The following is a 19,132-nucleotide window of genomic DNA, read 5'->3' as shown; positions in this document are numbered from 1 at the left end:
TAAAAACTTATTTCTTGCGGTTGAGCAGTGCCAGTATACCGGCGGCGGCAGCGCCCATGGCCGCGCCGGCACCCAGGGTAACACCGGTGTTCGGGCCCTCGTGGACCTCGTTGCGCACGCGGATGACGGCCGGCTCCGGCGCCGGCAGCGGGGTCTGGGCCAGCGACTCATCGGTGGTCGCGGTCCAGGCGGAGACGTAGAGCACCACGCGCCAGATCAGGTACATCACAATCATCAGCACGATGACCGGGCCGAAGACCGCGCCGGCCGGGGAGCCGGTGGCCGAGGACATGATGACGGTGGACAGCTGCTTGATGACCTCGAAGGCGATGGCGCCCAGCAGCGCGCCCTGTAGGCCCGACTTGGCCGGGACCTTGGTGCGCGGGAGCACGACCACCAGCCACCAGATGACCAGGAAGTTGGCGATGAGGCCGACCACCAGGCCGGCGGCGAAGAGGACGAAGTTCATGCCGGGGAAGGACTCGATGCCCACCCACTCGAAGATCTTCTGGGTCAGGCCGGAGGTCCCGGCGGCGGTCACGCCGAAGGCCACGGCGAAGGCCAGCAGCAGGCCGATGAGACCAATCAGGTCGTTGAGCTTCTTGACCACGAAGTTGCCGCCCTCCGTGGCGTCGATGCGCCACATGGCGGAAATGCCCACGCGGAGGTTGTTCATCCAGCCCAGGCCGGACCACAGGGCGGTAATACCACCGATGCCGAACATGGCGCCGCGCTGGTCCACGGCCGTCTGCAGGACCTCGTTGAGGGTATCGCCCAGGTCGCCGTCCACGGCGTTGCTGATTTGGTCCTGGACCTGCTCGAACAGGTCCGGGCGGTTGGCGAGCACGGCGGCGACTGCGGCCATGGCCAGCATGAGGATCGGGAACATGGCCAGCACCGAGTAGTAGGTAATGCCGGCGGCGAACTGGTTGCCGCCCTCGGCGGAATAGCGCTCCTGCATGCGCATGGTGCGCTCGACAATCCGGGACTTGTCCCGCAGCTTGTCTACGGCGCCGGGTTCATCCTGGCGGGTGCGCTCGATGCCGTACTGGTCGGTGTTCTCGCGGCGCGAGGTGGTCTTGGCTGCCACGACGGGCTCTCCTCTTGGGTTCGGGGGACGGGCTTGATTGCGGGCTAAGTTATTTCCTGCGGCTGTCTTGACAGCTTAACCGCAATTGCTTATCGGCGCGCAGGCAGGAAACCTACCTTGGCGTAGACGTCGTCTACCAGGGGCTGGGCCACTTCAGAGGCGCGCTCGGCGCCGCGGGCCAGGATCCGCTCGATCTCGGCCGGGTCCGCCATCAGCTCGTCGAAGCGCGCCTTCAGCGGGGTGGTGAACGCCTCCAGGGCGTCGGCGGTATCCACCTTCAGGTGGCCGTAGCCCTTGCCGGCGTAAGATCCCACCAGCTCGTCGATGGCCGTGCCGGTCAGCGCGGACTGGATGGCCAGCAGGTTGGATACGCCCGGCTGGGTCTCGCGGTCGAAGGCCACCACGCCCAGGTCGTCCGTCACGGCCGACTTGATGCGCTTGGCCGAGGTCTTCGGCGGATCCAGCAGGTTGATAATCCCCTTCGGGTTGTCGCCCGACTTGGACATCTTCGCCGTCGGCTCCTGCAGGTCGTAAATCTTGGCGGAGCCCTCCGGGATGAAGGCCTCCGGCATGCGGAAGGTCTCGCCGTACTTGGCGTTGAAACGCTCCGCCAAGTTGCGGGTCAGCTCCAGGTGCTGGCGCTGGTCCTCGCCCACCGGCACGTAGTGCGGCGAGTAGAGCAGGATGTCCGCGGCCATGAGCACCGGGTAGGTAAACAGGCCCACGGAGGTCCGCTCCGAGCCCTGCTTGGCGGACTTGTCCTTGAACTGGGTCATGCGGGAGGCCTCGCCGAAGCCGGTCAGGCACTGCAGGACCCAGGTCAGCTCCGCGTGGGCGGGCACGTGCGACTGGACGAAGAGGGTGGACTTGTCCGGGTCAATGCCCAGCGCGATAAGCTGCGCGGCCCCGGCCAGGGTGCGCTGGCGCAGCTCCTCCGGGTTCTGCTCGACGGTAATGGCGTGCAGATCCGGGATGAAGTAGAACGCGTCGTGGTTGTTCTGCAGCTCGATCCACTGCTTCAACGCTCCCAAGTAATTGCCCAGGTGGTAGGAATCCGCCGTGGGTTGGATGCCGGATAGTACTCGGGTGGTCGCGGCCGCGGCCGCGTTCGCGTTCTGATCAGTCATAACTCAAGTGTAATCCCTGTTACCCCCGCCCGAGTCACAACGCCCCCTCCCGGGCGCGAATCCTCCGCCGCCAGGCATGAAAAACCACCGGGCATGAAAAACCGCCGGGCAACGCGGTGCCTGGCGGTGGGTGCTTGCTTAGAAAGCTTAGAGCTTGCGGCTGGTGGGGCTCTTGACGTCCATCAGGACGGCCCAGCCGGCCACCATGAACGCGCCGCCGATGCCCATCGTGATGGTCGGGAGCAGGAAGGCAAAGCTCGGGCCCATCACGGTCCACCACCAGATACCGAGTGCCAGCAAGACAGCACCGAGCACGAAGTAAATGATTGCGCGCGCCATAGTTTCTATTAACTCCAAGTTTTCCGGGAAATATTGTGCGTGCCATAGTTTAGCACCCGGGCACGCAGATTGCCTTAATCGTTCTGCTCCCACTGCCCCTCATCCGGGCGGCTGCGCCGCGGCAGGCCGCCCTTCGGCAGGCGCGGCCACTTGGCTTTGGGCTTGGGCTTGGGCTTTTTGGGCGCCGCGGTTTGGCGCTTCGGGTCCGGCTTGGCGTGCCGGGTGGGCTGGGCGGCCTTGCGGGGGCGCTGGATGACCCACTGCTGCTGCGGATCGCGGTCCCGGTTGCCGCGGGCGTGCTTGCCGGTCTGGCGGTTGACCGAGGTATAGGCGGAGGCGTCGAAGCGCAGGCTCCGGCCGCTGGCCAGGCTGCCGGCGCGGCGCTTCATCGAGCGCGCCCCGTCGCGCACCAGGCGGGCGGACAGGCGCAGGCGCGGGTCGATGGGCTGCTCGGCGCCCTTGTACTCGAAGACCGGCAGGCCGCGCTTGGAGTAGATGGCCCACAGGCGGGCGCAGAAACCGAAGATGACGGTGACGATCGCGGTGATCTCCACGCTCAGGCCGGCCTCCAGCAGCAGCATGTAGACCGCCGTGGCGGCCAGGGAGATGGAGGCGTAGAACTCGCCGGAAAAGACCAGCGGCACGCGGTCGGAGAGCAGGTCGCGCAGGATGCCTCCGAAGACGCCGGAGATGATGGCGGCGACGGAGGCGATGACGAAGCCGTGCCCCAGGTTGAGCGCGGCCTGCGTACCCAGCACCGAAAAGACCGCCAGGCCGAGCGCGTCCAGGATCAAAAACAGGTGCCGGAAGTAGTGCATCAAAAACGACATCCACACCGTGATAAGTGCCGCTACCAGCACGAAGACGAGGTATTTGGGCTGACCCACCCAGGTCAGCGGGTAGTCGTCGAGCACCATATCGCGCACCGTGCCCCCGCCCAAGGCCGTAATGGCGGCCAGCAGGGTCACGCCGAAGAGGTCGAGTTTTTGCCGCCCGGCGGACAGCGCGGCCGTCATTGCCTCGGCGGTGATTCCGATGATGTAGAGAACGCTAAACAGTGGGGTCAATCTATTCTCCCGCCGTTTCTTAAGCGTAGGTCACCAGCAGTGGGGAGTGGTCCGACCAGCGCTGTTCCACCGTGGGCGCCTTGTCCACGCGGCTAGACTGGGCGCGGTCCAGCATGGCCCGGGTGGCGGCCTGGTAGTCGATGCGCCAGCCGGCGTTGTTGTTGAAGGCCTGGCCGCGGTAGGTCCACCAGGTGTACGGGCCGTCCTGCTCCGGGTCCGGGTGCAGGCGCCGGTCGACGTCGAACCACGCCGGTTCCTGCGCCGTGGCCCAGACCTCGCCGCCCGGGTAGTCCACTACCCCGCGCCAGTCGCCCAGGCCGGCCTTGTCCTGCGGGTTCGCGTCCGGGAAGCTGCCGAAGACGTGGTCCATGAAGGCGCGTTCCTCCGGCAGGTGGCCGGAGACCTTCTCGTTGGGCTTGTTGTTCTTCAGGTCCTGGGAGCGGTGGCAGATATTCCAGTCGCCGCCGATGACCATCTGCGGGTAAGTTTCCGCGCGCTCGGCCAGGACCTCGGAGAACTGCCCCAGGAAGCGGTACTTCTGGTCCTGCTTGGCCGTGCCGGTGTCCCCGCTCGGCAGGTAGAGCGAGGCCACGCGCAGGGCGCTGCCGCCAGCGGCGGCCGCCGGGTCCTCGACGGTGGCCTCGATCCAGCGCCCGGAATCACCGAAGGTGCCCAGCCCGACCACGACGTCGCGCAGCGGGGTGCGGGACAAAATGCCCACCCCGGCCCGGCCCTTGGTGCCCGGGTCCAGGGACTCGGCCATCGCCAGGTGCCAGCCGGCCTCTAGGGCCGGGGCCAGGGCCTTTTCGGCCTGGGCCTGCGAGGCCCGCACCTCTTGCATCAGCACCACGTCAGCATCAGTTTCTTGCAGCCAGGCGTTCATGCCCGGGTTGTTCTCATTGCGCTGTTTGCAGGCCGCGCGGATGCCGTTGACGTTGACGGTGGCGATGGTAAAGCTCATGCTGCAAAGCTTAACGCGCGCGCTGCGCGAGCGCCCAGATGCCCACGGCAATGGCCGCGAGCACCGCGCCTGCCAGCGCCGGGGAGCCGTAGCCCCACCCCGCGCCGACCACGGCCCCGCCCAGGGCGGCGCCGGCCGCGTTGGCGGTGTTCAGCGCGGACTGGTTGAGCGCAGCGGCCAGGGTCTGGGCCTTGCCCGCGTAATCCAGCAGGCGCACCTGCAGCGGCGGCTGCAGCGCCATGCCGAAAACGCCGATGAACATAAACGTCACGATGGCCGGCACCACCGCGGTGGAGGCGACGTAGAAGGCCAGCAGGGAGATGCACAGCAGCCCGACGCAGAGCACCAGGCCGCGCTCGACGTTCCAATCGGCCAGCCGGCCGCCCAGCCAGTTGCCGGCGGTCATGCCCAGGCCGAAGAGCATGAGGATGAGCCACATCCAGCCCGCGTCCAGCCCGGCGCGCTCGGTCATCACCCAGGTGATGTAGGTGTAGACGGCGAACATGCCGCCAAAGCCCACCACGCCGATGGCCAGGGTCAGCCACACCTGGCGGTTGGCCAGGGCGGAGAACTCCGTGCGCAGGGAGGTCGCCGGCATGAGCGTCATGTGCGGCATGACCACCCACAGCAGGGCCAGGGCCACCGCGGCTAGGCCGGCGACGATCCCGAAGGCGGCCTTCCAGCCGACGGCATCGCCCACGGCCTGGGCGGCCGGCACGCCGAAGATGGTGGCCACGGTCAGGCCGGTGACCACGAAGGCGAGCGCCCGGCCGCGCTCCTTGGGCGGGGACATCGACGCCATGGACAGCATGGCCACGGAGAAATACGCCCCGTGCGGGATGCCAGCAACAAAGCGCGCGCCCAGCAGCACCGGGAAGGAGCTGGCCACCACGGACAGGGCGTTGCCGGCCACGATCACCGCCAGCAGGACGATGACCAGGCGCCGGCGCGGCTGCCGGGCCGTCAGCGCGGCCACGCCGGGCGCACCGACCACCACGCCCAGGGCGTAGGCGGAAATCACCGCGGAGGCCTGGTCCTCCGTCACGCCGAGGTCCCCGGCGATAAGCGGCAGCAGCCCCATCGCGGCGAACTCGGTGGTACCCAGGGCGAACGCGCCCAGGGCCAACGAGAGCATGACCACCTTCCGGCGGGCCGGGGTGATATCGGTTTGGACCGGCCGCGGGCGCCGGCGCACGGGCGGTTGCGGGACGTGGAAACGGGACATGGAAATTCCCTCCTTCCGGACAGTGGGATAGGCAGCAGAAGTAGGCACCGGCCGCGGGGAGCGGGCCCGAGCCTTCGCGATGGCCTTAGCGACGAAGCCGCGCGGACTTTAGCTGGCCTTTGTGGCGCGGGCCTTGGCGGTCTGCGTGATGAACCAGATGACGATGGCGCTGAGCGCTAGGCCCGCGCCGGCTAGGGCCGGGCTGGCGTAGCCGAGGCCGGCGCCGACCACGGCCCCGCCCAGGGCGGCGCCGGAGGCGTTGGCCAGGTTGAGCGCGGAGTGGTTGAGCGCGGCGGCGAGCGTTTGGGCATCGCCGGCGACATCCATGAGCCGGATCTGCAGCGAGGGCACCAGGGAGGAGCCGAAGAAGCCGATGATGCCGAAGTTCAGCACGCCCAGCACCGGCGACTGGGAGGTGAAGTAGAAGGCCACGAGCACCACGGCGATCATCACCAGGGAAAACAGGATGCCCTTTTCCAGGTTGCGGTCGGCCAGGGCGCCGCCGAAGTAGTTGCCGGCCACATTGCCGATTCCGTAGGCCATAAGCACCAACCAGATGAGCGACGGGTCCAGGCCGGCGCGTTCGGTCATGGTCCAAGAGATATAGGTATAGACCGCGAACATGCCGCCGAAGCCGACGGTGCCCATGGCCAGCGTCAGCCAGACCTGGCTGCGGCCGAAGGCGCCGAGCTCCGTGCGCACGGACGTGGCCGGCATGCGGGTCATGTGCGGCATGAGGAACCACAGGGCCACCAGGGTGGCCACGCCGATGAGCGCGACCAGGAGGTAGGCCGCGTGCCAGCCGGCCGCCACGCCGAGCGCCTGGGCGGCGGGCACGCCGGCCACGGTCGCCACGGACAGCCCCATGCCCACCAGGGCCACGGCCTTACCGCGCTTGCCGGCCGGGGCCATCGAGGCCGCGGCCAGGCCGGCGACGGAGAAATACGCGCCGTGCGGCAGGCCCGCGATGAAGCGGGCGGCCAGCAGCAGCGGGTAGTTGGCAGCCACCACGGACAGGGCGTTGCCCAGGGTGAAGGCGATCATCAGCAGGATGAGCAGCCGGCGGCGCGGCGTGCGTCCGGTGACCGCGGTGATCAGCGGCGCGCCGACCACCACGCCCAGCGCGTATGCGGAGATGGCGTGGCCGGCCTGGTCCTCGGTGATGCCGAAGTCGTCCGCGATGAGCGGCAGCAGGCCCATGGAGACGAACTCCGTGGTGCCGATCCCGAATCCACCCAGCGCCAGCGCGACCATGACCACGCGGCGGCGGAGCTCGGAGATCTCGGTCTGCCGCGGCTTCGGCTGGCGGCGCAGGGCCCGCCCGGGCTGTCGCTTCTGGGGTTCTGATTGGTTGCGCATCGGGCTTAGAGTACGCCGCGGCAAATATATTCGCACGTCAGCGCCATATTCCCGTGAACTTCCCAACGCGCAGGTGGAACCCGTGATGTCCATCACCCATCCGGGGCTAGGCGCCCACCCGCTGCCCAGGGCATGTTCAGCCGCGACTGGGCGGGTTCCTAAAAATCCATAGAATTCGGCGCTGGTGCGGGGTAAGCTGGTGCGAGCTGTACTTTAGATAACCGACACTACGCAAGAGGAGATACTTACCTTGGCTAAAATCATGTGGACTCGCACCGATGAAGCGCCGCTGCTGGCGACCTACTCGTTCAAGCCGGTCGTCGAGGCCTTCGCCTCCACCGCCGGGATCGACGTCGAGACCGCGGATATCTCCCTGGCTGGCCGCATTGTCGCCCAGTTCCCGGAGCGCCTGACCGACGAGCAGAAGCAGGACGACGCCCTGGCCCAGCTCGGCGCCCTGGCCAAGCGCCCGGAAGCCAACATCATCAAGCTGCCGAACATCTCCGCCTCCCTGGTCCAGCTGAAGAAGGCCATCGCGGAGCTGCAGGCCGCCGGCTACAACCTGCCGGACTACCCGGACAACCCGTCCACCGACGAGGAAAAGGACATCGCGGCCCGCTACGACTCCGTCAAGGGCTCCGCCGTGAACCCGGTGCTGCGCGAGGGCAACTCCGACCGCCGCGCGCCGGAGGCCGTGAAGAACTTCGTCAAGAAGCACCCGCACCGCATGGGCGAGTGGTCCGCTGATTCCAAGACCAACGTCGCCACCATGTCCGACGGCGACTTCCGCCACAACGAGAAGTCGGTCATCATCGACGGCGAGGACTCCCTGACCATCAAGCACACCGCCGCGGATGGCACCGAGACCGTCCTGCTGGACGGCCTGAAGGTCCAGGACAAGGAGGTCATCGACGGCACTTTCATGTCCGCCAAGGCCCTGGACGAGTTCCTGCGCGCCCAGGTCGCGCGCGCCAAGGAAGAGGGCGTTCTGTTCTCCGCGCACCTGAAGGCCACCATGATGAAGGTCTCCGACCCCATCATCTTCGGCCACGTCGTGCGGGCCTTCTTCGCCGACGTCTACGACAAGTACGGCGAGGAGCTGCTGGCCGCCGGCCTGAACGGCGAGAACGGCTTGGGCGCCATCTACGACGGCCTGGAGAAGCTGGACAACGGCGCAGAGATCAAGGCCGCTTTCGACGCCGCCTACGAGGCCGGCCCGGACCTGGCCATGGTCAACTCCCACAAGGGCATTTCCAACCTGCACGTGCCCTCCGACGTCATCATCGACGCCTCCATGCCGGCCATGATCCGCACCTCCGGCCACATGTGGAACAAGAACGATGAGGAGCAGGACACCCTGGCCGTCATCCCGGATTCCTCCTACGCCGGCGTCTACCAGGCGGTCATCGAGGACTGCAAGGCCAACGGCGCCTTCGACCCGACCACCATGGGCACCGTCCCGAACGTCGGCCTGATGGCCCAGAAGGCCGAGGAGTACGGCTCCCACAACAAGACCTTCAAGTCCCCGGCCGACGGCAAGATCGAGGTCCTCAACACCGCCGGCGACGTCCTGATCTCCCACGACGTCGAGGCCGGCGACATCTGGCGCGCCTGCCAGACCAAGGACGCCCCGATCCAGGACTGGGTCAAGCTGGCCGTCAACCGCGCCCGCCTGTCCGGTATGAAGACCATCTTCTGGCTGGACCCGGAGCGCGGCCACGACGCCAACCTGATCTCCCTGGTGGAGAAGTACCTGGGCGACCACGACACCGAGGGCCTGGACATCGAGATCATGGATCCGGTGGCCGCCACCAAGACCTCCGTGGAGCGCATCCGCCGCGGCGAGGACACCATCTCCGTGACCGGTAACGTCCTGCGTGACTACAACACCGATCTCTTCCCGATCCTGGAGCTGGGCACCTCCGCCAAGATGCTCTCCGTCGTCCCGCTGATGGCCGGCGGTGGCCTCTTCGAGACCGGTGCGGGCGGCTCCGCCCCGAAGCACGTCCAGCAGGTCGAGGAAGAAAACCACCTGCGTTGGGACTCCCTGGGCGAGTTCCTGGCCCTGGCCGAGTCCTTCCGCCACGAGCAGCAGTCCAACGGCAACGAGAAGGCCGGCGTGCTGGCCGCCGCCCTGGACCGCGCCACCGAGCGCCTGCTGAACGAGGGCAAGTCCCCGTCCCGCAAGGTCGGCGAGATCGACAACCGCGGCTCCCACTTCTTCCTGGCCGCCTTCTGGGCCGACGAGCTGGCTAACCAGTCCGACGACTCCGAGCTGGCTGAGAAGTTCGCCGCCGTCGCCAAGGAGCTGAACGAGCAGGCCGACGAGATCGCTCAGGCCCTGCTGGACGTTCAGGGCTCCCCGGCGGATCTGGGCGGCTACTACCTGCCGGACGAGGCCAAGACCACCTCCGTCATGCGCCCGGTCGACAAGTACAACCAGATCATCGACGGCCTGAAGGCTTAGTAGACCACTTCGCCTTCTCCGCCTAGCGCGCACTAAGCCCCGGGGCTCCCCGGGGCTTTTCGCATGCTTGGGGCCGGAAACCGGGTCGCCCGGCTTCCCAGGCCGGATTCCCCCTGCCGGGGAGCCGGCTTTGTCGTTATCCTGAAGGGCATGGATAAAGGCACCCACGACCGTGAATTCGACATCGTCCTGTTCGGCGCGACCAGTTTTGTCGGCGCTACCACCGCGCGCTACCTGGTGGACCACCACCCCGAGCTGAAGATCGCCGTGGCCGGCCGCAACGCGGACAAGCTCGCCGCGTTAGACCTGGGCGTGGAGACCATCGTCGCCGACGCGAAGGACGCCGCGGCTATCGATGCCATGGTCCAACGCACCGCGGTGCTGATCTCGACGGTGGGGCCGTATACCCGCTACGGCGACGAGGTCGTGCGCGCCTGCGCCCAGTATGGCACCCACTACGTGGACCTGTGCGGCGAGGCCCTGTTCATCCGCCGCACCATTGACCAGTGGCACGCCACCGCCCAGGAAACCGGGGCGAAGATCGTGCCGTCGTGCGGCTTCGACTCGGTGCCGTCCGATATGGGAATGTTCCACCTGTTTAGCTCCGCCGGCTACCCGGAGTTCGCGGAGGTGACCATGGCGGTCGAGCACCTCCAGGGCGGGCTGTCCGGCGGCACCATCGACTCGATGCGCGCGGTCAGCAAGGACGCCAAGGACATGCCGAAGGGAGGGGCCATCCTCCACAGCCCGCACTCGCTGTCCCCGGACCACAAGCAGGAGCCGGATCTGGGGCCCGAGCCGGACCTGGTGGTCGATTTCGACGAGCTGCTGCAGCAGTGGGCCGGGCCGTTTTTCATGGCCATGTTCAACACCCGCGTGGTCCGCCGCAGCAACTCCCTGCTGGGGCACGCCTACGGGCCCATGCGCTACCGCGAGGTCATCCCCACGGGCACGGGCCTTGCCGGCAAGGTCAAGGCGAACCTGCTCAAGGCCGTGACCGCCGCCGGATTCGCCATCATCATGGTGGACCAGCTGCGCCGGCCGCTGTCCCGCTTCATCCCGGAGCCGGGCGAGGGCCCGAGCGACATCGACGCCGGCGGCTTCGTCATCTCCCACTCGGGGCTGACCACCGACGGCGCGCTGTATACCTCCCGCGTGGCCGCCGAAGGCGATCCCGGGTACAAGACCACCGCCATGATGCTGGCCGAGGCGGCCGTCACCCTGGCCACCCAGCCCGACGATCTGCCCGAGACCACCGGCGTGCTCACGCCGGCCACCGGCCTGGGCCGGCCGTACCTGCGCGCGCTGCAGGCCCACGGCATGCGTTTTAGCTAAGCCTGGCTACGGGCCCACCAGGACGCTGGGAATACACAACGAACTCTCTGATTTTTCAGATGCTTTGCAGGGCGGACCTGGCGCCCACGAGCGTGTATCGCTGCTGGTGAGAGCACGTGGGATTGCTAAGACCGTACTACTCAATGAAATGGAAAGCCGCGCTGCCCAGGAAGGGTGGTGGGTGTTCGCGGAAACCGCGACGCGCGGTTTTACCGAGAAGCTAAGAGAGCAGCTCTTTGCGCACGTTTCCCACCACCAGCCCCCGGCATCGAGGCGAGGAATTTCGATAGGCCCGAGCTTTGCGCAGTTCCGCCTCGACCAACCGGCCACTACCCAACGTCCCTCCACGCTACGCGGTGCATTCAATTATGCCTTTAGCTATCTCGACTCACTGACTCGATTTAATGAGGAGCCCACGGGCATCATGGTGACCATTGACGAACTGCATTACACACACGTCGATGAAATCACAGAGTTTGCCTCCACAATTGAGCACCTAATTCGCGAGGACCGCCAGATTGCGGTGGCTACCCATTCATGATCCAACTGATCGGGCACTGGGCCGTCCGAAAAACCGAGGGCGGGACCATCTCGAAAGCCGCGGCCTGAGAAGGACTCACCAAAGTTCGAAAAACTTGGGCAGCTGGTTCACGAGCCAGCGTGCAACAAGCGTATAACTACCGGAAGCGGCTAGTCGACGCGGACATGGTCACGGCAGGCCGCGGAACAGCGAAATTTTCCCTTCCCTATCTTCAGGACTATTTGCGCGAACACGTGTTTGCTGAATTACTCGACTAACGCTGCGGCCCGCAGCCAGGCCGCGTGAACTCGGTCATCGCCGTTTTCTTCCGGGTGGAAGCTCAACGCGGTGACGGCCCCGGCGCGCACGCCCACGACCACGGGTTCGCCGTCCGGCCCGGGCACGCGGGAGAGCACCTCCACTCCCTCGCCCACGCGGGTGACAATCGGCGCGCGGATGAAGCTGGCGTCGACGGTCAGGTCCGCGCCCACGGGCACGGCCTGCTCCGCGGAGTGGCGCTGGGAGCCGAAGGCGTTGCGGCGCACGGTCACGTCCAGCACCCCCAGGGTCTGCTGCCCCGGGGCGGGGTTGTCCAGCTCGCGGGCGCAGTAGATGAGCCCGGCGCAGGTGGCCAGGGTGGGCAGGCCGCCGCCGATGGCCGCGGCCAGGGGACCTGCCAGGTCGAAGGTGCGGGCCAGCTTGTCGATGACGGTGGACTCGCCGCCGGGGATGACTATCCCGTCGAGGCCGTCCAGGTCCCGCGGCATCCGCACCCGGCGGGTCTCCGCCCCGAGGCCGTCCAGGATTTCCAGGTGTTCTTCCACCCCGCCTTGCAGGGCGAGTACGCCGATGCGCATGTGGGGCTTACCAGCCGCGCTCGGCCAGGCGGTGCGGGGCCGGGACGTCGGCGACGTTCAGGCCGACCATGGCCTCACCCAGGTTGCGGGAGACCTCGGCCAGCACCGCCGGATCGTCGTAGGCGGTGGCGGCCTTGACAATGGCGGCGGCGCGCTTGGCCGGCTCGCCGGACTTGAAGATGCCGGAGCCGACGAAGACGCCCTCGGCGCCCATCTGGCGGACCAGGGCGGCATCGGCCGGGGTGGCCACGCCGCCGGCGACGAAGAGGACCACCGGCAGGGAGCCGGTCTCGGCGACCTCGGCGACCAGGTCGTAGGGGGCCTGCAGCTCCTTGGCGGCGACGTAGAGCTCGTCGCGGTCCAGGTTGCGCAGGCGGGCGATTTCGCCCTTGATGGTGCGCAGGTGGCGCACGGCCTCGGAGACGTCCCCGGTGCCGGCCTCGCCCTTGGAGCGGATCATGGCCGCGCCCTCGGTAATCCGCCGCAGGGCCTCGCCCAGGTTGGTGGCGCCGCAGACGAAGGGAACGTCGAAGTCCCACTTGTTGATGTGGTTGGTGTAATCCGCCGGGGAGAGCACCTCGGACTCGTCGATGAAGTCCACGCCCAGCTCCGCGAGGATCTGGGCCTCGACGAAGTGGCCGATGCGCGACTTGGCCATCACCGGGATGGACACGGCGCCCACGATGCCGTCGATAAGGTCCGGGTCGGACATGCGGGCCACGCCGCCCTGGGCGCGGATATCGGCGGGCACGCGCTCGAGCGCCATGACGGCGCTGGCGCCGGCGTCCTCGGCGATCCTGGCCTGCTCCGGGGTCACCACGTCCATGATGACGCCGCCTTTGAGCATGTCCGCCAGGCCGCGCTTGACGCGGGTGGTGGCAATCTGGGCGCCGGCCGGGGCCTGCGCGTTCTGGTTAGCGTTGTTCTGGGTTTCAGTCATGGCCTACATCCAACCCCGCGCAAGTGGTTTATGACAAGAGCCACTTTTGGCGTGTTGAATTGGACCACTTACTATGGATTTTTATGCACACCCTGCCCCTGCCCGCCCGGATCGCCGCTGAGCTGCGCGAGCAGATCTCCCACGGCGTCTACCGGCCGAACGAGAAGCTGCCGTCCACCCGCGCCCTGGCCCACCGACTGGGGGTAGCCAGGGGCAGCGTGGTCACCGCCTACGAGCAACTCATCGCCGAAGGCTACCTCGTGGGCCAGCACGGATCCGGCACCCGCGTGCACCCGGATCTCAGCCCCGCTCCCCCGCGGCCCGCCCCCGCGCAACCAGCGCCCGAGGGCCAGGCCGGGCTGCTGCAGCTGACCCCGGGGCTGCCGGATACCGCGCGCCTTATCACCCCCGCCTGGCGGGCGGCGTGGCGCTCCGCGGCGGCCGATGCCAGCCGGCTCACCGAGCAGGCCCCCGCCGGCCTGGCGGAGCTGCGCCGGGAGGTGGCCGCCCACCTGCGCCACATGCGCGGGCTCAACGTGGATCCCGCCCGCATCATGGTCACCGCCGGCGCCCGCGAGGGCTTGGGCCTCCTGCTGCGCGCGGTGGGCGGGCGCCTGCGCGTCGGCGTGGAATCCCCAGGGTATCCCAGCCTGCGCCAGATCCCGCCGGCCCTGGGGCATGCGCTCGTGGAACTGCCCACCGACGGCCACGGCCTGCGGGTGCCCAGCGGACTCCCCGACGGCGGGCTCGACCTGGCGCTTATCACCCCGAGCCATCAATACCCCTACGGCGGCTCCCTGCCGGCCGCCCGCCGGACGGAGCTGGTCGCCTTCGCCCGCCGCCACGACGTCCTCCTGGTCGAGGACGACTTCGACTCGGAGCTGCGCTATGCCGGCCAGCCCCTGCCGGCCCTGGCCGCGCTGGGCCCGGAACAGGCCGTCCTGCTGGGCACGTTCTCCTCGGTCATCTCGCCGTCCATCGCCTGCGGCTACCTAGTGGTCCCGGACCGGCTCATCGCCCCCATCCGCCAGGTGCGCGCGGTCACCGGGCAGCCGGTGGCGGCCATCACCCAGGCGGCCCTGGCGAAGTTTCTAGCCAGCGGGGAGCTGCGCCGGCACACCGGGCGCGTGCGGCGCGACTACCGGCGCCGCCGCGATCTGGTGGTCTCCGCGCTCGGCCCGGCCGTGCGCCCCATCAGCGGCGGCCTGCACGCCGTGGTCATCTGCACCCGGCCGGCCCGCGAGGTCGTGGCCGCGGCCGCCGAGCGCGGCCTCGCGGTGACCGCCCTGACCGACTACTGGGGCGGCACGGCAGCCGACAACGGCATCGTCATCGGCTTCGGGCACCTCCCGGAGGACGAACTGAACCACGCCCTAGGAGTGCTCGCCGACTGCCTGGATTAGTCGACGGCACGACCCCGGTGGGCTGCCGGACACGAAAACACACCGCTTTGTCTATTTTTATTCCCGTCGTGAACTGCGCGTTTCCTAAAAGCCCTTCGTAATAGACAGAGCGGTTTAGTACGGTTTCTGGCATGACGACGAAATACGACAACACCGAATCCAACCCGAACTTCGCTAACTGGGACATCGCCACGCGGGCGCTGCACGTGGGCCAGGACCTGGACGGCAAGAACAACGCCCGGAACCTGCCGATTTACCAGACGACGTCCTACGTCTTCGACAGCGCCGAGCACGCCGCGGCCCGCTTCGGCCTGTCCGATGCCGGCCCGATTTACTCCCGCCTGACCAACCCGACGCAGGACGCGCTGGAAAACCGCATCGCCTCCCTGGAGGGCGGCGTGGCGGCCGTGGCTTTCGCCTCCGGCCAGGCGGCCGAGACCGCCGCCATCCTGACGCTGGCCGGCGCCGGCGACCACATCGTGGCCTCCCCGCACCTCTACGGCGGCACCGCCACCCTCTTCACGGTCACCCTGCCGCGCCTGGGCATCGACTTCACCCTGGTGGACAACCCGGACGATCCGGAGTCCTGGAAGGCGGCCATCCAGCCGAACACCAAGGCGCTCTACGGCGAGACCTTCGGCAACCCGGCCGCCGACGTGCTGGACATCCCGGCGATCGCAGAGGTCGCCCACGCCGCCAACGTCCCGCTCATCGTGGACAACACCATCGCCACCGCCGCCCTGGTCCGCCCGCTGGCCCTGGGCGCGGACATCGTGGTCAACTCCACCACGAAGTTCTACACCGGCAACGGCTCCGCCCTGGGCGGCATCCTCGTCGACGGCGGCAAGTTCGACTGGACCGTGGAGCGCGACGGAAAGCCGGTCTTCCCCGGCTTCATCACCCCGGATCCGGCCTACCACGGTCTCAAGTACGCCGACCTGGGCGCCCCGGCCTTTGCCCTGAAGGCGCGCGCCGGCATCCTGCGCGACACCGGCGCGGCCATCTCCCCGTTCAACGCCTGGCTAGCGCTTAACGGCCTGGAGACGCTGACCCTGCGCATCCGCCGCCACAACGAAAACGCCCAGGCCGTCGCCGAGTACCTGGAAGGCCACGACAAGGTCACCAAGGTCAACTACGCCGGCCTGGAGTCCTCCCCCTACCGCAAGATCAAGGAAAAGCTCGGCCTGGAATACACCGGCTCGGTGCTCTCCTTCGACATCGACGGCGGCAAGGACGAGGCCTGGACGTTCATCGACGCCCTGCGCCTGCACTCCAACCTGGCCAACATCGGCGACACCCGCTCCCTGGTGGTCCACCCGGCGACCACCACGCACTCCCAGTCCGACGAGGAGGGCCTGCGCGTGGCCGGCATCGCCCAGTCCACCATCCGCCTCTCGGTGGGCATCGAGGATGTCAAGGACATCATCGCCGACCTCGAGCTGGGCTTCGCGGCGCTGGGCTAAACCCTGCTGCGCCGCACCGGGCCGCACCGCTGTGCACAGCACAGCACAGCACAGCCCAACCCTGCCCGACCCGCACTGGGTTTTCCCTCGCCGCCGATTGTCCCACCGCTCAGGAAGTAGTTGATTATGTCCGATTATCCCCGCCTCGCCCCGCCCGGTCGCCGCACCACCGTGCCGGTGGGAACGGTCACCACGGAGGCCGGCGCGGAGATCCCGGACGTCAGCATCGCCTACCAGCGCTGGGGCAGCTTCCGCGGGGATCCGGCAGGCGTGAACAATGTGCTCATCGTCGAGCACGCCCTGACCGGTGACTCGGACGTGACGGACTGGTGGGGCGAGCTCATCGGCCCGGGCCGGGCGCTGGACACGGATCACTGGTGTGTCATCGCCACCAACGTACTGGGTGGCTGCGGCGGCTCCACCGGCCCGTCCTCGCAGCACCCGGACGGCCGGCGATGGGGCTCGCGCTTCCCGGCCGTGTCCATCCGCGACCAGGTCGAGGCCGAAAAGCTGCTGATCGATGCCCTGGGGCTTAACACCGTCCACGCCGTCATCGGCGGCTCCATGGGCGGGGCGCGGACCCTGGAGTGGTCCATCATGTACCCGGCAGCGCTCACCGCCGCCTGCGTCATCGCGGTCTCCGCGCGGGCCTCCGGGTGGCAGATCGGGATCCAGTCCGCGCAGATTTCCTCCATCGAAAACGACCCGCAGTGGCACGGCGGCGACTACTACGAACTGGGGGTTGCCCCGGAGGCCGGCCTGGCCGCCGCGCGCCGGATCGCGCACCTGACCTACCGCGGCGAGCAAGAGATCGACGAGCGCTTCGGCACCACCGCCCAGCGCGGGGAGAACCCCCTTGGCGCCTACCGCGCCGGCGACCAGCGCTTCGCGGTCAACTCCTACCTGGAATACCAGGGAAAGAAACTGGTCGACCGCTTCGACGCCGGCTCCTACGTCGCGCTGACCGAGTCCTTAAACCGCCACGACGTCGGCCGCGGCCGCGGCGGCCTGAACAAGGCCCTGGCTTCCTCAACCGTGCCGACGATGGTCGTCGGCGTCGACACCGATATCTTGTACCCCTATCACCAGCAGGAACACCTCTCGCGCAACCTGGGCAACCTCCTGGCCATGGCCAAGGTTGTCTCCCCCGTCGGTCACGACGCCTTCTTGACCGAGACCCGCCAGATGGACCGCGTGCTGCGCAATTTCCTCACGCTGTCCGCCCCGGACGGCCTCGACCTGCCGGGCGGGCTGACCGATGGCGACTACGCCATCTAACTGACACCGCTAGCTGCCCAGCGCGTCCACGGAGACGGCCAAAAAGACCAGCGCGGCCCCCACCACCGCGCTGAAGATGCAGTCGAAGCGGCGCGAGCGCACCGAAAAGACCCCGACTCGGCGGGAGTCGCAGGTCGCGCGCACGACCACCAGCCAGAGCATCGCCGCTCCTAAGGCAAACGCCGCCCGGCGCCAGTGCTCCAACAGGGCAAAGACCCCGGAGAGCACCACCACGGCGACGAAGGCCCCGATCATCGCCCACTGCACCTTGGCCGGCAGCTTCGACGGCGCTACGTGCCGGTCGTGGGGATTATCCAGCGAGGTCTTATCCAGCCCGGCGCCATGCCGCGCGGATGCGGCCTGCGCCTTATTAATCGGCGAGGCCATGAGCCTTTTCTGCCCGCTCGACGATGTTGCGCACCAGGAACGCGCGGGTCAGCGGGCCGACGCCGCCCGGGTTCGGGGAGACGAATCCAGCCTTGTCCCAGACGTCGTCGGCGACGTCGCCGGCCAGCTTGCCGTCCACGCGGGAGACCCCCACGTCCAAAATGGCCGCGCCTTCCTTAATCATGTCCGCGGTCAGCATGTGGGCCTTGCCGGCTGCGGCGATGACCACGTCCGCCGCGCGGGTCTCTGCCGCTAGGTCCTTCGTGCCGGTGTGGCACAGGGTCACGGTGGAGTTCTCGCTGCGGCGGGTCAGCAGCAGGCCGATGGGCCGGCCGACGGTCACGCCGCGGCCGATGACCACGGTCTTGGCCCCGTCGAGCTCCACCCCGAAGCGGCGCAGCAGGTGGATGCAGCCGTTCGGCGTGCACGGCAGCGGCGCGTCCTCATTGAGCACCAGCTTGCCCAGGTTCACCGGGTGCAGGCCGTCGGCGTCCTTGTCCGGGTCGATGCGCTCGAGGATGCGGTTTTCGTCCAGGTGCTTCGGCAGCGGCAGCTGCACGATGTAGCCGGTGCAGGCCGGGTCCTCGTTCAGCTCATCAATGACCGCCTCCAGGTCCTCCTGGCTGATATCGGCCGGCAGGTCCTTGCGGATGGAGTTAATCCCCAGCTGCTCGCAGTCGCGGTGCTTCATCTTCACGTAGGACTGGGAGCCCGGATCCTCCCCCACCAGCACGGTGGCCAGGCCCGGAGTAATCCCCTTCTCCTTCAGCGCAGCCACACGCTGCTTGAGGTCTTCAAAAATCTCGTCGCGGTACAGTTTGCCATCTAGTTTGGTTGCAGCCATGGCCCCCATCCTAGTGGCAGGCAAGATGGCCCTGTACGCAAGGTCTTGCGCTTTGAGTGAACAGATGTAGGTAGAGAGGTTTCTTCGATGGGATTCGGCGGTGCTCTGCAAAGAACGGGCAAAGACGGTGGACCGTGGGTACCACCGGCATGGTTCTCGTTTATTGCCCTACCAGCCATGGTCGTAGCAAGTTTCTACATCAGCCAAGTGACCGGCTGGCGCGGCGTAGCTTCACCCAACGAAGAAGGTGTCTCGTGGAGCGAGGTGAGCTCGGAAGGATTATTGGGCTATTCGGCGCAATTCCTTGCCTTCTATTATTTTCTGGTCCTGCCGTTTTTCCTTGTGCGTAGGTGCAGGTGGAAAAAGCGCGATAATCGCGTCACCGACGAATAAGAGAAACCGGTTTCTAAAGGCAGCGGGAGAACAAGAGGTGCGACTCCTACCTCTGCCTTTTCACCGACTACCCTAAA

The 19,132-nt window shown here is 67.7% G+C and carries 18 protein-coding genes; 7 read left to right on the top strand and 11 right to left on the bottom strand.

Going from position 1 to position 19,132, the window contains the following annotated elements; translation table 11 throughout:
* Positions 1 to 7: 7 nt before the first annotated feature.
* The 7 genes from QQS53_RS02345 to QQS53_RS02315 all read right to left on the bottom strand — a co-directional run bounded on the left by QQS53_RS02345 (position 8) and on the right by QQS53_RS02315 (position 7,168).
* Positions 8 to 1,090 carry a YhjD/YihY/BrkB family envelope integrity protein gene (locus QQS53_RS02345; RefSeq protein WP_472774331.1) on the bottom strand — a complete coding sequence of 361 codons (1,083 nt, stop codon included), beginning with the start codon at positions 1,088 to 1,090 and terminating at the stop codon, positions 8 to 10.
* 89 nt (positions 1,091 to 1,179) lie between these two features.
* Complete coding sequence (trpS, locus tag QQS53_RS02340) at positions 1,180 to 2,217, bottom strand: tryptophan--tRNA ligase (protein ID WP_472774330.1); 1,038 nt, start codon at positions 2,215 to 2,217, stop codon at positions 1,180 to 1,182.
* Positions 2,218 to 2,364: 147 nt separating this feature from the next.
* Positions 2,365 to 2,556, bottom strand: a complete 192-nt coding sequence (locus QQS53_RS02335; RefSeq protein WP_070769226.1) for a hypothetical protein — start codon at positions 2,554 to 2,556, stop codon at positions 2,365 to 2,367.
* Between the two features lie 74 nt (positions 2,557 to 2,630).
* Positions 2,631 to 3,623 carry a trimeric intracellular cation channel family protein gene (locus QQS53_RS02330; protein ID WP_472774329.1) on the bottom strand — a complete coding sequence of 331 codons (993 nt, stop codon included), beginning with the start codon at positions 3,621 to 3,623 and terminating at the stop codon, positions 2,631 to 2,633.
* 19 nt (positions 3,624 to 3,642) lie between these two features.
* Entirely contained in the window at positions 3,643 to 4,584 is a 942-nt protein-coding gene (locus QQS53_RS02325) for an exodeoxyribonuclease III (RefSeq protein ID WP_472774328.1), read from the bottom strand.
* Between the two features lie 10 nt (positions 4,585 to 4,594).
* Complete coding sequence (locus QQS53_RS02320) at positions 4,595 to 5,809, bottom strand: MFS transporter (protein ID WP_472774327.1); 1,215 nt, start codon at positions 5,807 to 5,809, stop codon at positions 4,595 to 4,597.
* Between the two features lie 108 nt (positions 5,810 to 5,917).
* A complete protein-coding gene (locus tag QQS53_RS02315; protein WP_472774326.1) occupies positions 5,918 to 7,168 on the bottom strand; it encodes an MFS transporter in 1,251 nt (416 codons plus the stop codon).
* A gap of 250 nt (positions 7,169 to 7,418) precedes the next feature.
* Here QQS53_RS02315 and QQS53_RS02310 point away from each other — a divergent pair, with 250 nt between their 5' ends.
* The 3 genes from QQS53_RS02310 to QQS53_RS02300 all read left to right on the top strand — a co-directional run bounded on the left by QQS53_RS02310 (position 7,419) and on the right by QQS53_RS02300 (position 11,511).
* The gene (locus tag QQS53_RS02310; protein WP_472774325.1) at positions 7,419 to 9,635 is read left to right on the top strand and encodes an NADP-dependent isocitrate dehydrogenase; all 2,217 of its coding nucleotides are present in this window, start codon (positions 7,419 to 7,421) and stop codon (positions 9,633 to 9,635) included.
* A gap of 150 nt (positions 9,636 to 9,785) precedes the next feature.
* A complete protein-coding gene (locus QQS53_RS02305; RefSeq protein ID WP_472774324.1) occupies positions 9,786 to 10,970 on the top strand; it encodes a saccharopine dehydrogenase family protein in 1,185 nt (394 codons plus the stop codon).
* Between the two features lie 148 nt (positions 10,971 to 11,118).
* The gene (locus QQS53_RS02300) at positions 11,119 to 11,511 is read left to right on the top strand and encodes a hypothetical protein (protein ID WP_472774323.1); all 393 of its coding nucleotides are present in this window, start codon (positions 11,119 to 11,121) and stop codon (positions 11,509 to 11,511) included.
* A 245-nt stretch (positions 11,512 to 11,756) separates the two neighbouring features.
* Here QQS53_RS02300 and pdxT read toward each other — a convergent pair whose 3' ends face one another.
* The gene (pdxT, locus tag QQS53_RS02295; RefSeq protein WP_472774322.1) at positions 11,757 to 12,347 is read right to left on the bottom strand and encodes a pyridoxal 5'-phosphate synthase glutaminase subunit PdxT; all 591 of its coding nucleotides are present in this window, start codon (positions 12,345 to 12,347) and stop codon (positions 11,757 to 11,759) included.
* A 7-nt stretch (positions 12,348 to 12,354) separates the two neighbouring features.
* Entirely contained in the window at positions 12,355 to 13,287 is a 933-nt protein-coding gene (pdxS, locus tag QQS53_RS02290; RefSeq protein ID WP_472774321.1) for a pyridoxal 5'-phosphate synthase lyase subunit PdxS, read from the bottom strand.
* Between the two features lie 83 nt (positions 13,288 to 13,370).
* Between pdxS and pdxR the strand changes: the two genes are divergently transcribed.
* From pdxR to metX, 3 genes are all read left to right on the top strand, one after another.
* A complete protein-coding gene (gene pdxR / locus QQS53_RS02285; RefSeq protein ID WP_472774320.1) occupies positions 13,371 to 14,690 on the top strand; it encodes a MocR-like pyridoxine biosynthesis transcription factor PdxR in 1,320 nt (439 codons plus the stop codon).
* A gap of 131 nt (positions 14,691 to 14,821) precedes the next feature.
* A complete protein-coding gene (locus tag QQS53_RS02280) occupies positions 14,822 to 16,153 on the top strand; it encodes an O-acetylhomoserine/O-acetylserine sulfhydrylase (RefSeq protein WP_472774319.1) in 1,332 nt (443 codons plus the stop codon).
* Positions 16,154 to 16,279: 126 nt separating this feature from the next.
* On the top strand, positions 16,280 to 17,431 hold the full coding sequence (gene metX, locus QQS53_RS02275; protein WP_472774318.1) for a homoserine O-acetyltransferase MetX: 1,152 nt from the start codon (positions 16,280 to 16,282) through the stop codon (positions 17,429 to 17,431).
* A gap of 9 nt (positions 17,432 to 17,440) precedes the next feature.
* Here metX and QQS53_RS02270 read toward each other — a convergent pair whose 3' ends face one another.
* Together QQS53_RS02270 and QQS53_RS02265 are read right to left on the bottom strand one after the other, a co-directional pair.
* Positions 17,441 to 17,818 (bottom strand): DUF3017 domain-containing protein, encoded by a 378-nt coding sequence (locus QQS53_RS02270; protein ID WP_472774317.1) that lies wholly within the window; start codon positions 17,816 to 17,818, stop codon positions 17,441 to 17,443.
* Complete coding sequence (locus QQS53_RS02265) at positions 17,802 to 18,662, bottom strand: bifunctional methylenetetrahydrofolate dehydrogenase/methenyltetrahydrofolate cyclohydrolase (RefSeq protein WP_368520054.1); 861 nt, start codon at positions 18,660 to 18,662, stop codon at positions 17,802 to 17,804. The genes QQS53_RS02270 and QQS53_RS02265 overlap by 17 nt, the downstream gene beginning before the upstream one ends.
* Before the next feature lie 87 nt (positions 18,663 to 18,749).
* Here QQS53_RS02265 and QQS53_RS02260 point away from each other — a divergent pair, with 87 nt between their 5' ends.
* On the top strand, positions 18,750 to 19,055 hold the full coding sequence (locus QQS53_RS02260) for a hypothetical protein (protein WP_472774316.1): 306 nt from the start codon (positions 18,750 to 18,752) through the stop codon (positions 19,053 to 19,055).
* Positions 19,056 to 19,132: the final 77 nt, after the last annotated feature.

This window comes from Corynebacterium sp. 2571A (assembly GCF_055700935.1).
Note: the sequence above shows the minus strand (reverse complement) of the source record. Positions and strands in the feature narration are given on the sequence as shown.

Bases quoted from the DNA above. Each gene is read 5' to 3' on its own strand.
- QQS53_RS02320 (WP_472774327.1), bottom strand. From the start codon at position 5,809: ATGTCCCGTTTCCACGTCCCGCAACCGCCCGTGCGCCGGCGCCCGCGG.
- QQS53_RS02300 (WP_472774323.1), top strand. From the start codon at position 11,119: ATGGAAAGCCGCGCTGCCCAGGAAGGGTGGTGGGTGTTCGCGGAAACC.
- QQS53_RS02280 (WP_472774319.1), top strand. From the start codon at position 14,822: ATGACGACGAAATACGACAACACCGAATCCAACCCGAACTTCGCTAAC.
- QQS53_RS02260 (WP_472774316.1), top strand. From the start codon at position 18,750: ATGGGATTCGGCGGTGCTCTGCAAAGAACGGGCAAAGACGGTGGACCG.
- pdxT (WP_472774322.1), bottom strand. From the start codon at position 12,347: ATGCGCATCGGCGTACTCGCCCTGCAAGGCGGGGTGGAAGAACACCTG.
- QQS53_RS02325 (WP_472774328.1), bottom strand. From the start codon at position 4,584: ATGAGCTTTACCATCGCCACCGTCAACGTCAACGGCATCCGCGCGGCC.
- pdxR (WP_472774320.1), top strand. From the start codon at position 13,371: ATGCACACCCTGCCCCTGCCCGCCCGGATCGCCGCTGAGCTGCGCGAG.
- pdxS (WP_472774321.1), bottom strand. From the start codon at position 13,287: ATGACTGAAACCCAGAACAACGCTAACCAGAACGCGCAGGCCCCGGCC.
- QQS53_RS02270 (WP_472774317.1), bottom strand. From the start codon at position 17,818: ATGGCCTCGCCGATTAATAAGGCGCAGGCCGCATCCGCGCGGCATGGC.
- trpS (WP_472774330.1), bottom strand. From the start codon at position 2,217: ATGACTGATCAGAACGCGAACGCGGCCGCGGCCGCGACCACCCGAGTA.
- QQS53_RS02335 (WP_070769226.1), bottom strand. From the start codon at position 2,556: ATGGCGCGCGCAATCATTTACTTCGTGCTCGGTGCTGTCTTGCTGGCA.
- QQS53_RS02315 (WP_472774326.1), bottom strand. From the start codon at position 7,168: ATGCGCAACCAATCAGAACCCCAGAAGCGACAGCCCGGGCGGGCCCTG.
- QQS53_RS02305 (WP_472774324.1), top strand. From the start codon at position 9,786: ATGGATAAAGGCACCCACGACCGTGAATTCGACATCGTCCTGTTCGGC.
- metX (WP_472774318.1), top strand. From the start codon at position 16,280: ATGTCCGATTATCCCCGCCTCGCCCCGCCCGGTCGCCGCACCACCGTG.
- QQS53_RS02265 (WP_368520054.1), bottom strand. From the start codon at position 18,662: ATGGCTGCAACCAAACTAGATGGCAAACTGTACCGCGACGAGATTTTT.